At 65.1% G+C, this 13,532-nt stretch carries 13 protein-coding genes; 8 read left to right on the forward strand and 5 right to left on the reverse strand.

The genetic code is table 11. The annotated features are described in order from the left end of the window. Positions 1-2 precede the first annotated feature (2 nt). The 4 genes from AC1TQG_RS11025 to gad all read right to left on the reverse strand — a co-directional run bounded on the left by AC1TQG_RS11025 (position 3) and on the right by gad (position 4,574). The gene (locus tag AC1TQG_RS11025; RefSeq protein ID WP_482136946.1) at positions 3-629 is read right to left on the reverse strand and encodes a response regulator transcription factor; all 627 of its coding nucleotides are present in this window, start codon (positions 627-629) and stop codon (positions 3-5) included. 50 nt (positions 630-679) lie between these two features. Then, positions 680-1,975, reverse strand: coding sequence for a trypsin-like peptidase domain-containing protein (locus tag AC1TQG_RS11030; RefSeq protein WP_482136947.1), 1,296 nt, complete (start codon positions 1,973-1,975; stop codon positions 680-682). 48 nt (positions 1,976-2,023) lie between these two features. Beyond that, complete coding sequence (locus AC1TQG_RS11035) at positions 2,024-3,076, reverse strand: DUF6777 domain-containing protein (protein ID WP_482136948.1); 1,053 nt, start codon at positions 3,074-3,076, stop codon at positions 2,024-2,026. Positions 3,077-3,203: 127 nt separating this feature from the next. Beyond that, entirely contained in the window at positions 3,204-4,574 is a 1,371-nt protein-coding gene (gene gad, locus AC1TQG_RS11040) for a glutamate decarboxylase (protein ID WP_482136949.1), read from the reverse strand. Between the two features lie 133 nt (positions 4,575-4,707). Here gad and AC1TQG_RS11045 point away from each other — a divergent pair, with 133 nt between their 5' ends. From AC1TQG_RS11045 to AC1TQG_RS11070, 6 genes are all read left to right on the forward strand, one after another. Then, complete coding sequence (locus tag AC1TQG_RS11045) at positions 4,708-6,066, forward strand: MFS transporter (RefSeq protein ID WP_482136950.1); 1,359 nt, start codon at positions 4,708-4,710, stop codon at positions 6,064-6,066. Then, positions 6,066-7,559: a pyridoxal phosphate-dependent decarboxylase family protein gene (locus AC1TQG_RS11050; RefSeq protein ID WP_482136951.1), complete on the forward strand. Its 1,494-nt coding sequence runs from the start codon at positions 6,066-6,068 to the stop codon at positions 7,557-7,559. The genes AC1TQG_RS11045 and AC1TQG_RS11050 overlap by 1 nt, the downstream gene beginning before the upstream one ends. Positions 7,560-7,613: 54 nt before the next feature. Beyond that, a complete protein-coding gene (locus AC1TQG_RS11055; RefSeq protein WP_482136952.1) occupies positions 7,614-8,867 on the forward strand; it encodes an alpha/beta fold hydrolase in 1,254 nt (417 codons plus the stop codon). Positions 8,868-8,965: 98 nt separating this feature from the next. Further along, the gene (locus tag AC1TQG_RS11060; RefSeq protein WP_482136953.1) at positions 8,966-9,946 is read left to right on the forward strand and encodes a hypothetical protein; all 981 of its coding nucleotides are present in this window, start codon (positions 8,966-8,968) and stop codon (positions 9,944-9,946) included. Between the two features lie 13 nt (positions 9,947-9,959). Beyond that, positions 9,960-10,712, forward strand: a complete 753-nt coding sequence (locus AC1TQG_RS11065) for a class I SAM-dependent methyltransferase (RefSeq protein ID WP_482136954.1) — start codon at positions 9,960-9,962, stop codon at positions 10,710-10,712. Between the two features lie 175 nt (positions 10,713-10,887). Further along, positions 10,888-11,439 (forward strand): putative glycolipid-binding domain-containing protein, encoded by a 552-nt coding sequence (locus AC1TQG_RS11070; protein ID WP_482137326.1) that lies wholly within the window; start codon positions 10,888-10,890, stop codon positions 11,437-11,439. A 30-nt stretch (positions 11,440-11,469) separates the two neighbouring features. On the opposite strand, the gene AC1TQG_RS11075 is transcribed toward AC1TQG_RS11070, so the two are convergent. Continuing rightward, positions 11,470-12,429, reverse strand: a complete 960-nt coding sequence (locus tag AC1TQG_RS11075) for a prephenate dehydrogenase (protein WP_482136955.1) — start codon at positions 12,427-12,429, stop codon at positions 11,470-11,472. 94 nt (positions 12,430-12,523) lie between these two features. Between AC1TQG_RS11075 and AC1TQG_RS11080 the strand changes: the two genes are divergently transcribed. Both AC1TQG_RS11080 and AC1TQG_RS11085 read left to right on the forward strand, forming a co-directional pair. Beyond that, complete coding sequence (locus tag AC1TQG_RS11080; protein ID WP_482136956.1) at positions 12,524-13,033, forward strand: tRNA adenosine deaminase-associated protein; 510 nt, start codon at positions 12,524-12,526, stop codon at positions 13,031-13,033. A 15-nt stretch (positions 13,034-13,048) separates the two neighbouring features. Next, positions 13,049-13,507, forward strand: coding sequence for a nucleoside deaminase (locus tag AC1TQG_RS11085; RefSeq protein ID WP_482136957.1), 459 nt, complete (start codon positions 13,049-13,051; stop codon positions 13,505-13,507). Positions 13,508-13,532 lie beyond the last annotated feature (25 nt).

Genomic DNA, 13,532 nt, shown 5'->3' on the forward strand with positions numbered 1-13,532 from the left:
GTTCAGATCAACCCCTCACGCATCGCATACGCGACCGCATGCGAGCGATTCCGCAGTTGCAATCGTGTTGTCACATCGTGCAATACGTTCTTCACGGTCCGCTCGGAGAAACATAGTTGACGTGCGATTGCGGTGGTGTCGAGTCCTTCGGCGACCAGTTTGAGAACCTCCACCTCGCGTTCGGACAGGCCGGAGAACCGGAGGCCGCGCGGGGCCAACACCTGGCGTTGCAACCGGCCGACCTGATCGAGCAGGCTGCCGAGCAGATCCGCCGGTACGACTCCGCCGCCGGCAGCAACCCGGCGTATCTGGGCGATCAGTGCGTCCGCGTTCGCGTCGGCGCGGCGTACCAGGCCGCTGACCCCGGATTCGGCGGCGGCCACGACGGTGGTGTCGTCGAGGACGCCGAGTACCAACATCGTTCGCGGAATTCCGCCTCGTTGCAGCGCGCGCAGGTTGCGTTTGACGGCGTCGTCGAAGCAGTCCGCGACCACAATCGCGACTTCGGCGGAATCCACGTCGGATTCGTCGACCAGTCGGATCTCTGGGCGCATGTGGAGTTGGCTGGCGACCCCGGCCTGCAGGATGGTGTCGTTCGAGTACACGTAGGTGAGGATGCGATGTTGCATGTGTCGACTCCTGGCTGACGATTGCGATGTTTGTGGTGGCTCATGGGTGGTCATTGTTGGGACTTTCCGCAACGACCGCAGAAGGTCTGTCCCAGACTGAGGTCGAATCCGCAATTGGTGCAGTGGATTCCGGAGCTCTGGGGAAGCGTCGCCGTCGATCCCGCACCACCCGGCGCCGGTCCGGCCGGAGCGGCACCCGCTATCGGGGATGGAGACGGAGGTGGCGCACCGGCAGGCAGAGCGCCCCCGGGGATATCGGCGCCTGGTCCACCGGTGCGGTGGGTGCGCAGGTAGTAGATCGATCCGGCGGCTGCGAGTCCGACCACGACAACACCGATGACCACCAGCATCCAGGGTTGAAAACCCCGAGAAGTCGTGTCGCCGGCCTGTTCTCGTTGCCGAACCGCATCGGTCCGCATGTCGAAGGCCTGTGGGTAGGTGGGTGCCAATTCGAGTGCGGAGTCGAAGTTCTCGACGGCAGCGGAGTAGTCACCTGCATAGTAGTCGTCGACCCCGGCGCGGTAACTGGCATCTGCCGGAGACAATTCGGGTTCCACTCCGGCATCGGCGAGCATTTCCAACAGTCCGCTGACCGGGGCGATGTAGTTGAAGGATTCTTCTTCACCGACGGGGGAGAAGCTGTTGATCCCCAACACCCGCCCGTCCAGGTCGACGGTGGGACCGCCGCTCATCCCTTTCGACATGGCGGCGCTCACCTCGTAGACAGGCGCCGTGTCAACCGTTTTGATCGCACTGATGGTGCCGCTCTTCGCAGTCGGTTCCAGACTGAAATCAGTCACCTCATCTGTGCTCTGGGGATACCCGACCGCCAACACCGCGGTACCGACCGCCGGATCACTTCCGTCTGTGAGTTCGGCCGACGGCAGGTTGTCGGCTTCGACCTTCAACAGGGCGACATCACCTTTGCCCAGCGGTCGTGCGTCGAGCACCGTGGCGGGAACGGGTTTGACGTTCTCGCCGGACTGGCCGGCGCCGAGTACCGAGACCGTGATGCCGCTCTGGTCTATCTCCTGGAGGACGGTGGATGAATCGGCGCCGGAGGCGTTGGCGATGTCGTCGGCGTGGAACGTGGCGTCAACACAATGACCGGCGGTGGCGATGTACCCGTCGGAGTTCACCACGAACCCGGTGCAGCGGGACACCGCCTGATAACCGCTCGCCGTCACCGCGGTCTCGAGGTAGACGATGGCGGGCCGGATCACCGCAGCAGCTTTGGTCTCCGGGGTGCTGGTGGGCTCTGCCGTAGCAGCACCGCCTCCGAACAGGCTCAGCGTGGCGGTGATCGCGGCGACTGCTGTGACTGCGGTGATCCGGTTGGCGTGCACTGGGTTTCCTTTGGCTTGTCCGGGAAGTTCTCTGCGAGAGAATGATTGCTATTCGGTGATGGGCGGTTGCTCGATCTCCACCTGCACATCGCCCTGTCCCTCGGTTCCGCCGGTGTCCGGAGATTCACTTTCTTGCCCGCCGCCATCGCCCTCGTTGCCGGATCCGTCTTCGTTGCCGGCTCCGGGAACATCTTCTGGAATGACTTCGGCACCGGGATCGTCGGCGGGTGCGTCCTGTTCGGCACTGGGATCCATCTGATCTCCGGTGTCCGCGGACTCGTCCGAATCGACAGCGGCGTCCCCTTGCTCGGCGGGATCCGGGCCGGTCTCGACGTCCGTCGTCTGACCTTCTGCGACGACGGCGCCGTCGACCACAGCAACTTCTTGGACGGTCATATTCGGCGTTGCAGTCGGAGCAGGGGTCACCGTGATGGCCAGCGCGGGGTCGAACTTCGGCCAGGCCTCGCCGACATAGGAGGCGGCCTCCCGGTCGGATTCGGGCTCGGCCAACGGATTGCCGCACTCGCATCGGACCTTGGGGGCACCATGACTGTCGACGAGGACTGCGGTCCCCGCCTGCAGAACCGATTGGAAAGGCTGTGCCTCGCCGTCGGAGTATCCGTGATTGGTCACGTTGGTGTCGGTGGTCAGGACAACGGGGGTCAACGCATCGACATAGGCCGTGGCATCGTCGGTGCCGACAACATCGGCCCAGGCCTGCGCCTGCTCCGGATTGGACGCGAGAAAGCTCTGGAGCTGTGCGCGATCGCAGACCGACAATTCGCTGGAACCGCCGTACAGGCCGGGCTCGTCGCCTGACACCTTCGAGGTGTCTTCCCCGGCAAGCGGGGTGACCGTCGTCGAATCAAGTGTGTCGGCGGTGGCGGAGAGATCAACCGGCGCGGTCACCGACTCGGTCCACGGTGAATCGCCACTGGACTGAGAGGCCTCGAGGACAACCTGATTCGCCTCGGACGGCACGTCTTTGGAACAAGCCGCGACGATCATGACAATGCCTGCGACGAGTACTGCGAGAGTCACCGTCGACGACTTCAGGAGAACCAGAAGTGACGTTTGCGAGGTGCCGGTTTGTCGGGACATGCACTGATCGTGGTCCGGCGGTGTGTCCGAAACGCGAGTAGCGCACTACCCGAATATGCGAGGGCCTCTCACCACTGGGCCGGGTATGACCGTGGCGACCCGGGTAGTCGCCGTCTGCGCGGCCCGCTCAGTGTGCGAAGTGTTTTTTCTGAGGGAGGTGGCCGCTGGCCTTGAGCTTGCGGAGGTCGGACATGACCTGGACGAGGTGTTGGTGCAGGACGCGGGCCATGTCGCGGGAGAAACCCTCACGGACGACCACTCGCAGAACCGCCAGGTCGGTGACGTTGTCGGGCATCGTGTAGGCAGGCACCTGCCAGCCATAGGCGCGCAGGGCGTGACTGATGTCGAACGCGGTGAACTCACAGGATTCGTGGAGTCTGAACGTCACAACCGGGATGGCCGAACCGTCGGTGATGATCTCGATCTCGTCTTCTTTAGCGATTTCCGCGGCGAACCACTGTCCGGTTTCGGACAGCGATTTCATGATGTCGGTGTAGCCCTGACGGCCAAGGCGCAGGAAGTTGTAGTACTGCCCGATGACCTGATTGCCCGGCCGCGAGAAGTTGAGGGTGAAGGTCGGCATGTCGCCGCCGAGGTAGTTGACCCGGAAAACGAGGTCCTCGGGCAGCCACTCGCGGCTGCGCCAGACCACGAATCCGACGCCGGGATAGGTTAGGCCGTATTTGTGTCCGGAGACGTTGATGGACACCACCCTGGGGACACGGAAGTCCCATTCGAGTTCGGGATGCAGGAAGGGGAGTACAAAGCCGCCGCTGGCACCGTCCACGTGGATCGGCACGTCCACGCCACCGTCGGCGGCCAGCTTGTCGAGGGCGTCGGCGATGGCTTTGACGGGTTCGAGTTCGCCGGTATAGGTGGTGCCTGCGATGACGACCACGCCGATGGTGTTCTCGTCGACGGCGTCGACAACCTGTTCGGGGGTGATGACGTATCGCCCCTTCTCCATGGGGAGGTAGCGCGGTTCGACCTCGAAGTAGCGGCAGAACTTCTCCCACACCACCTGCACATTGCTGCCCATGATCAGGTTCGGCGTGCCGGACGTCGCGGTGCGCTTGGCTTTCCAGAGCCACTTCAGGGCCAGGCCGCCGAGCATGACCGCTTCGGAGGAGCCGATGGTGGACGTGCCGACGGCGGTGGAGGCATCCGTCGGAGAGAGGCCCGGCGCGTTGAACAGATCGGCGACGATGGCGACACAGCGTTCTTCGATGGCCGCGGTCATCGGGTACTCGTCTTTGTCGATCATGTTCTTGTCGAACGTCTCGGCCATCAGCTTCTCGGCCTCGGGGTCCATCCAGGTGGTGACAAAGGTGGCGAGGTTGAGGCGAGAGTTGCCATCGAGCATGAGTTCGTCGTGGATGAATCGATACGTGACTTCAGGATCCATCGATTCGTCGGGCATCCGCAGGGCCGGTATGCCCGAAACCGCAAAGCGGCCGGTATAGGCGGGAGTGATCACTCCGCGGTCGTCGTCTGACATCTCAGTGAACTCCATCGTTTGGCAGATGAATGGGAAAGGCTGAGCGTCGAGCCACCCGATATTACCGCCGCCCCCGCCGATCAGCAGGGGAATCAGGCAACCGCATACCGATTTCAGGGCTTACTGTATGAGCGTGATCGTGCGACCAGAGACCCGTGTTCCCGGCCTCGACCGCGGCGTGGTTGCCGGGTATGCCGCAGGCAGTGTCGGAACAGGCGGGTTTGGTGTCCTGCCAGGACTGGTACTTGCGTACTACCTCACGGACACATTGGGTGTGGCCGCGGCGGTGGCCTCACTGGTGGTGATCATCCCGAAGATCGCCGACGTGCTCCTCGATCCTTGGATCGGAGCGATCAGCGACCGGATGGTGGGCCGCGACGGTAATCGCGTGCGGCTCATGCTCATCGGTGCACTTGCCCTGCCGTTGCTGTTCATCGCGATCTTCTCGGTGCCGAGAGTCCTCGGACCGGCGGCAGGTGCGATCTGGGTGCTGGTGGCCTTCCTGCTGGCTGCGGTCGCCTACAGCCTCTTCCAGGTTCCCTACATCGCACTGCCTGCAGAACTCACCGCCGACTACCACGAACGCACTCGGCTCATCTCGGTGCGCATCGCTGTTTTGGCCTTGACAATTCTGTTGGTGGGCGCCGGTGGTCCGGCGATCCGTGACGGTCTCGGCGGCGGCGCCGCGGGCTACCTCGTGATGGCTGCCGTGGTCGCGGCGGTGATCTGTGCGGGAATGCTTGCCGCGACACTCGGAGCGGCCCGAAAAGCATTGCCACCGACGAAGTCCGGGCCGGAAACCTCCACCTGGGTGGCCTACCGGGATGGTCTCGATGCGTTGCGCGACGTCCGGCGGTTTCGAGTGCTTGTGACGGTGTTCGTGATCCAGGCGCTGGCAACGGCCGTCATGCTGGCAGGTGCGCAGTATGTGGCGACCTATGTGCTCGACAACGAAGGCGCTCTGAGCATCCTGTTCGCAGCACTGGTCGCGCCCGCACTGTTGGTGATGCCGCTCTGGTATCGCCTGGCCCATGCCCGTGGAAAGATGACCGGATTGGTCTGGGCCTCAGCGATATTCATGTGCGCCACCATGCTGCTGACGTTGCTGGTCTGGGTACCGGGCTGGTGGGTGTATCCGGTGGTCGGCCTCGCCGGGGTGGGATACGCCGGGATGCAGGCGTTTCCGCTGGCAATGCTGCCGGACGTCATCGACGAGGATGCGCAACGGAGTGGTCGCGAGCGGGGCGGCGCTCTCGCCGGTGTGTGGACCGCCACCGAGACCGCGGGCCTGGCACTGGGCCCGGCCGTGTTCCTCGGGATCCTCGCGGTATCCGGATTCGTCTCGTCGGACGGGGACGATCCAGTCCCACAACCCGACTCGGCCGTCACGGCGATGGCGCTCGCATTCTCGTTGCTGCCCACCGCGTTGGTCGCCGGAAGTCTGTGGGTGCTCCGCGGCTATCGCGACACCACGGTGGAGGAGGGGAACTGATGACGCCGGAGAAAACGATCGCAGACCGGGGTGCGTCAGTGCTACGACGGTTGGAAGACCTGCGGGCACAAGACGCACCTACCCACGGCGGCCGGATCCTGTCCTACGTCTACGACAGCGGGCTGGCCGAACTCGACCGGATAGCCGCCGATGCCGGTCGCCAGGTGCAGCCGGTGAACGGCCTCGACCCCACGGTGTTCACCTCGGTCGCGGTGATGGAGCGCGAGTTGATCGCATTCGGCCGCAACGTATTCCATGGTGATGACACCATGGTCGGAACGGTGACCAGCGGCGGTACAGAGAGTTGCCTGCTGACGGTCAAGGCGGCCCGTGACAATGTTGCCCGTCCCCGCGGCACCGGTTCGCTGGTGATCGCGAGCACGGCGCACGCGGCCTTTGTCAAAGCTGCGGAGCTGTTGTCGCTGGAGCTGATCCGGGTACCGGTCGACCCCGGCACCACACGGGTGAGCGCTGCCGCCATCGCTGCAGCGATCCGCGAGGACACGGTCCTGGTGGTGGTCTCGGCCCCCAACTATCCAACAGGGGCCATGGACCCGGTCGCCGACGTTGCGGAAGTGACGTCGCAGCAGGGTATTCCGCTGCATGTGGATGCCTGCCTCGGTGGATTCGCCCTGGCCTGGTGGGAGACCGATGACATCCCGGTGCCACCCTGGGACTTTCGCGTCTCCGGGGTCACAAGCATCTCTGCGGACCTCCACAAATATGGCTACGCACCCAAAGGTGCATCACTGCTGCTTCACCGCGATCGCGACCGACACCGGGCCCAATACTTCGGAATCACCGACTGGCCCGGCTACCCGGTCGTCAACCCGACGCTCCTGGGCTCGAAGTCGGTGGCGGGGACGGCCGCGGCCTGGGCGATCACCCAGACACTTGGCGTCGAGGGTTATGCCGCGCTGGTGGCGGGGATCCGGCGTTGCACGGCCGCGCTGCTCGAGGCGATCGAGAGTATCGACGGACTGCGCGTGGTCGGAGAACCGTTCGGTCCGGTCTTCGCGGTCGCGGCGGACACTGCCGCGTCAGCGCCGGTGGATCCGCACCGGTGGGCAAATGCGGTGCGTGAACGCGGATTCACCCTGCAGATGCAGCCATCGTTCACCCAGGCCGATGGTTCGGTGTTGCCTGCGACCACACACTTCACGGTGACCCCGGTGACCGAAGCCGTCCTCGATGAGCTGGTCGCGGCTCTCGGCGACGGGGCTGACGCCGTGCGGGGACAGTCAGCTGCCGGGCCGCCGGAGGCGTTGCGAGATCTTGCCGCCGCCATCGACCGTGAGGACCTGGCGGTGACCGATATTCTGGCACTGCCGAGTGCTGCCGTCGGCGAGGCGCTGGCCGCGGCCGGGCTCGACCCGCAGGGCGACGGCGAGCTCGACATGGCGACCGTGCTCGCGGCCGTCGAGGCATTGCCGCGTGAGGTCACCGCCAAGCTGTTGGTGGAGTTCCTCGCAGGTCTGGTGGCCCCGAAATGATCACCGTGAACATTTCTCTTCCGGCGGGCGATGTTCACCGGTAGCGTCCACCGGGTGTCGCAGCCCAGACGTTTCGGTGCCCTGTTCGTCCTGCTCACCATCGCCGCCGCCGGGGTGATCACCGCGGCACCGCCGGTTGTCGCTGCGCCGGCGGACTTCTACGACACGAGCTCGGTGACGCCGGGTGACCCGGGGACGGTTGCGCGACGTGAGGCGCTGGTGCCGTTTGGTGGGCTGGGCTCGGGACATCGGGTGCTCTATTCGACCACCGACACCTTCGGTGCACCGATCCTCGTCTCAGGCACCTCGCTCGAACCGGATGCGGCGTGGACCGGTCCTGGCCGGGTGCCACTGGTGGTGATCGGACCCGGAACACAGGGGCAGGGCGATCAGTGCGCACCGTCGAAGAACTTCGAAAAGGGATTCGGGACAACCGATATCGGCGGCGAGACCAGCATCCAGGCCAACTATGAGGGATTCTTTGCCGCGAGCTTTCTCGCGCAGGGATTCCGGGTCTTCGTGACCGACTATGTGGGGCTGGGAACCCCCGGCGTGCACACCTATGCAAACCGTGCGGAATCCGCGCACGCGATGCTCGACGGGGCGCGCGCAGCGTCTCCCGGAACCGGTCCGGTTGTGCTGTGGGGGCATTCGCAGGGCGGAGCTGCCACCGCAGCCGCGGCCGAGCTTGCGCCGGAGTATGCGCCGGAGCTGAATATCGCTGCCGGATATGCGAGTTCGCCACCGGCAGACCTCGTAGCGGTGCAACGGCATATCGACGGCACCGGGCTGATGGCGGCAATTGGCTACACCATCAACGGATTTCTGGCGCGCTACCCGGAATTGCGCGACCCATTGGATGCGCATCTGAACGACCACGGTCGAGCCGTGCTCGCCGATGTCGCCCAGCAATGCCTGCTCGACTCCCGCAATGAGTACGGAAAACAGAGCACCGCCGGATGGACCACCGACGGACGCCGGCTCGATGAGGTGATCGCGGACCTACCGGTGGCCAGGGCCGTGGCCGACGAACAGCGGATCGGCCGCCGAACGCCCGCCGCGCCGATCATGGTCACCGGTGCGGAGAACGACGACTTCATTCCCTACGCGCAGACTGTTGCGCTGGTCCGCGACTGGTGTGCCCGAGGTGCGAACGTCGTCCTGAACACCGACCGGATTCCCGCGATCAATCCGGGTAGCGGCAACAACCACCTCGCTCCGGTGGTCGCCGATTACCCCGTTGGCCTGCAATTTGTGCGCGACCGGCTGGCCGGACTGCCGGTCGAGGGTAGCTGCGCCACCGTCTGATCCAGGTGGCGGAGTTGATCCGCATCGGCTGGGCAACGGCACAAACTTCAAGCGCCGGTAATGTCTGAACCCTGACCACCGACGTGAGGAGTGCACGCATGGGTCCCGGAAACGGAAACGATCCCGAGAATCCTGACCAGCCGACTTGGGGTGGCGGGCAGGATCCTGCGCAGCCGCAGCAACCATATTGGGGCGCGCCACCGGACCAGCAAGGCCAAGGGCCGAGCGGCACCACCCAGATGCCATCGCAGGATCCTCAGTACGGCCAAGCGCCGCAGTACGGTCAGGATCCGCAATACGGCCAGGCGCCTCAGTACGGTCAGGATCCGCAGTATGGCCAGGCGCCTCAGTACGGTCAGGATCCGCAATACGGGCAACCCCAATACGGTGGCCCTCAATACGGTGGCGATCAATACGGTGGCCCTCAATACGGCGATCAGTCCGGCGGGGACCAGTACGGTCGGCCGGTTGTCGGTGGCCAGCCCGCCTACAGCCAGCAACCCGACTACGGCCAGCAATACCCGAACGCACCGTACGGCGGAGGCGGCCCTCCCTATGGTGAGCCGCCGTACGGCGGCTACGGAGCCGGTGGTCAGCCTCCGGGCAATGGCGGAAACAAGAAGGCCGCACTGATCATTGCGGCTGTTGTGGCCGTTCTTGTGCTCGTCCTTGGCGGCATATTCGCAGCGGTGGCGTTGTCCGGCGACGACGATGACGATTCGACCGCCGGATCGTCGTCGACCGCCACATCGACCGCAACATCGGCCGATGAGACCGAAACCGACACGACCACAACAAAAACCACCACCACAAGCGAAGAACTGTCGGGCAACGTCACATATGAGGTCACCGGCAATGCCTTCGTGATCACCTACACAGATGCCGAAGGTGTCGAGCAGACAGACGACGACCCGACAATACCGTGGACCAAGTCGTTCGAAGGAAATCCGGACGAGCCTCTTGTTCTCGGTGCGATCGCAATCGATGGCAGTGATGTCACGTGCACGATCAAGGTCGGTTCGAAAACGGTTTCCGAGGAGACGGGCCCGCTGGCGGCTTGTGTGAGTCTGGACTGGTGAGGCAACAGAACTCGTGACCGATCCGGACAAGCGCGCGCAGATGTCGACCTCATTCGGGGAACAGGCGCGTGCGTACAGTCAGGGACGACCCGACTATCCGGCCGCGGCCGTCGTCGAACTGCTCAACCCGGGCGCGCGGGTCGTCGCTGACATCGGTGCCGGCACAGGCAAACTCACCGCATCGCTGATCGAATCGGGTCGGACGGTGTACGCGGTGGAGCCGGATACGGGGATGCTCGATGAATTGCGGGCGCAACTGCCCACGGTGCGCGCGCTGTCCGGAACGGCCGAGCAGATCCCGTTGGCGGACAACACCGCTGACTCACTCGTGTTCGGTCAGGCGTGGCATTGGGTCCGTCCAGACGAGGCGGTGGCCGAGGCAGAGCGGGTTCTGCGGCCCGGCGGCACGGTGGGATTGATCTGGAACATCCGCGACGAATCCGTGCCGTGGGTGCGCGAGTTGACCGCGATCGTGGCGGCCAGCGAAGCCGAACGGTATGTGGCCGCAGGCGTACCCGAACTGGGCGGTGGATTCGGGGCCTTGGTACACCGGGTCTTTCGATGGGACCGCACATTGACCGCCGGACAATTGATGGCCATGGTGGCCTCGCGTAGCCCGGTCATCACCGCCACCGGCACCGACCGGGCCCGGATATTGGCGGAGGTCGAAGTGCTGGCCGGACAGGTGGCCGATGAGACCGGGACCATCGTCCTGCCCTACCTCACACATACCTACCGTTCTGAATTGAATCCGCCGCAGGCATGAGCACCGCTCGAGCCCGATCCGGGCGACGTGTTGAGGGTCTGATCGGAACTTATCCCCGGTTGGGTCGATAACCGACAACCCGGTCGCCTACCGTGGAGTCGTGAGTTCCCCAGACGTGTCCCAAGTGCCCGCTGAGCCCGCGCCCACGGTGGCAGGCAATGGCGACTTCAAGACCATGATGACCTGGCGTGGCATCGGTGCCGAACGCCTGGAGCAGGTCCGGGTGACGGTGACCGGCAAACGGATCAAGGCCTATGGCCGGATCATTGCCGCGGCCACCGCCGATCACGAGGCATTCAGTGCGTCCTACGACCTGATCACCACGGACGCCGGTCTCACCAAGCGACTCTCCTTGCACCTGGTGCGGGCCGGTGGCGACACCCAGATCTCCATCACGCGTGATGGGCAGGACGTGTGGCTGGTCCAGACCGCTCGCGGTATGCAGCGCAGCGACTTCGGCGGTGCCCAGGATGTCGATCTGGCGTTGAGCCCGTTCTTGAACGCGCTGCCGATCCGTCGCCTCGGACTACAGAAGGCGTCCACGGCTCCCACCACGGTGCCGGTGGCATACCTCTATATTCCGTCTGGCGAGTTCTCGGCGGAATCGTTGCAGTACACCCCGGGCGAGGCCGGTATCGACATCGTCTCGCCGATGGCACAGGCCACCATCACCGTCGACGACAACGGATTCGTCCGTGACTATCCGGGCCTGGCCGAGCGCATCTGATACCGGGCACGCGACTTCACGCTTGCAGAACTAGCCGGTCCAGATGGCCCCGTCGCGGGCCGCGTTGCGCAGCTCGGCCTCCCAGCCGGGCGCTCCGATGGACACCGACGTCGGCGGTCCGTCGACTCCGTTGACCCTGTCGTAGTGTTTGCGGGCCCGATGCCCGTCGGCCACAAGTGTCTCGACGGTGCCTTCGTCGCGCAGTTGGTCGCGCGCATACGTCAGCCGATCGATGGTCTCGCTGAGCGCGATCAGCAGCTCAGTCGAATTCGCCTCGAGCATGGCCCGCTGGGCCGTCGGCGAGGTCCCGGCCACGCGGGTGACGTCTCGGAACGACCCGGCCGCCAATCGCAAGGCCAACTCGCCCTCACCCGCGCCGACGACGGCGGTGACCGCGGCCGTCAGGTGCGGCAGGTGCGAGATCCCGGCAACGGCCCGGTCGTGTTCGTCGGAGGCCGCCGCGACCACCCGTGATCCGACATCGAGAGCCAGGCGCGCGACGGTCTGCCAGACCTGCGGATCGGCGCCGTCATCGGTTCCGACCACCCACACCGCGCCGGTGAACAGTTCGGGGTCGGTGGCAGGCCATCCGGACTCGGACGTGCCGGCCATCGGGTGTCCACCCACGAACCTGTGGGCCAGGCCGTGGGCGTGCGCCGCGTCGGCAACCGGCTGTTTCACGCTGACCACGTCGGTCAGTGGACAGTCCGGGGCGTGCTCGGCCACTTGTCCGACCAGTGCGTCGATCGTCGGGGCCGGGGTCGCCAGCACGATCAGAGCAGAACTGTCCGCGGCCCGGAGTAGCGTCGCGACCAGATCGGACGAGGCGTCGAAGCCGTCGGCGACGGCGGCGTCCACCGTCTCCTGGGACCGGTTGTATCCGAACGCGGTCCGACCGGCGGCCGCCGCCGCGCGGAGGAGGGAACCGCCGATCAGGCCGAGGCCGAGAACGCAGATTTGTGGCCGATGTGTCGGAGCGGTGTGTGTCACCTGTTCAGATTCGCATATTGCGGCTTCCGGCAATGCCGGGTGGCGCTGGTCAAGGGAGTTGGGTTTACCCGCGCCGCCCGCTACCGTGACCGCTATGGCTGGTGCGCGCGCGGATGAAGTAGATGGGTTTGCCATTGCGGTCGTCCGAGAGGACGGCAAGTGGACCCTCACCGCATTGGACAGTGACTCCCTCGGTGAACTGACGGAGACCGAAAACCTCCTGCGTGGCCTGCGTAGTGCGGGCGCGGTGTTCGGCCTGCTCGATGTCGACGACGAGTTCTTCATCGTTGTGCGTCCGTCGCCGTCGGGAACCAAGCTGTTCATCTCTGACGCCACCGCGGCCATCGACTACGACATCGCCGCCGATGTGCTCGAAGTCCTCAACGTCGACATCCCGGACATCGATCCCGACGAACTCGCCGACATCGAGCCGTGGGAAGAGGGTGATCTCGCGATCCTCTCGGACCTCGGACTACCCGACTCGGTGATGAGTGTGATCGTCGGCGACACCGACCTTTATGCCGATGAGCAGATCGGGATGATCGCAGCGCGGTTGGGCTTTGCCGACGAGCTGGCGAAAACCCTTGAGCATCTGGGTCATTAGACCCCTGGGGCGAGCATGAGCACCGATGAGCAGTTGATCGAGGCCGCGCTCGCCGCAGCCGCACAGGCCGATCCGCGGGATGTCCCGGTGGGTGCGGTGATCTTTGACTCCGAGGGGCGTGTGATCGCCTCCGCGGCGAATGCACGTGAAGCCACCTCTGATCCGACGGCGCATGCCGAAGTCCTTGCCATCCGTGCGGCTGTCGCTGTGCTGGGCGATGGCTGGCGGCTGACCGGATGCACCATCGCCGTCACTCTCGAGCCGTGCACGATGTGCGCGGGCGCGATCACGCTGGCTCGGTTGGAGCGGCTGGTGTTCGGTGCCTGGGAGCCCAAGACGGGCGCTGTGGGATCGCTGTGGGACGTCGTCCGCGACCGTCGCAACACCCACCGGCCACAAGTGCGTGGCGGTGTCCTGGAGGACAGGTGCGCCGAAGTGCTGCGCGATTTCTTCGCCGCCCACAGACCTTCCTGAACTGCTTCCGGCTCGCGATCTACCT

This window comes from Williamsia sp. Y844 (assembly GCF_056786475.1).

What these genes read in the sequence shown, in the direction of transcription:
- AC1TQG_RS11050 (WP_482136951.1), top strand. Translation starts at nt 6,066, where the DNA reads ATGACGCCGGAGAAAACGATCGCAGACCGGGGTGCGTCAGTGCTACGA.
- AC1TQG_RS11025 (WP_482136946.1), bottom strand. Translation starts at nt 629, where the DNA reads ATGCAACATCGCATCCTCACCTACGTGTACTCGAACGACACCATCCTG.
- gad (WP_482136949.1), bottom strand. Translation starts at nt 4,574, where the DNA reads ATGTCAGACGACGACCGCGGAGTGATCACTCCCGCCTATACCGGCCGC.
- AC1TQG_RS11085 (WP_482136957.1), top strand. Translation starts at nt 13,049, where the DNA reads ATGAGCACCGATGAGCAGTTGATCGAGGCCGCGCTCGCCGCAGCCGCA.
- AC1TQG_RS11080 (WP_482136956.1), top strand. Translation starts at nt 12,524, where the DNA reads ATGGCTGGTGCGCGCGCGGATGAAGTAGATGGGTTTGCCATTGCGGTC.
- AC1TQG_RS11060 (WP_482136953.1), top strand. Translation starts at nt 8,966, where the DNA reads ATGGGTCCCGGAAACGGAAACGATCCCGAGAATCCTGACCAGCCGACT.
- AC1TQG_RS11035 (WP_482136948.1), bottom strand. Translation starts at nt 3,076, where the DNA reads ATGTCCCGACAAACCGGCACCTCGCAAACGTCACTTCTGGTTCTCCTG.
- AC1TQG_RS11070 (WP_482137326.1), top strand. Translation starts at nt 10,888, where the DNA reads ATGATGACCTGGCGTGGCATCGGTGCCGAACGCCTGGAGCAGGTCCGG.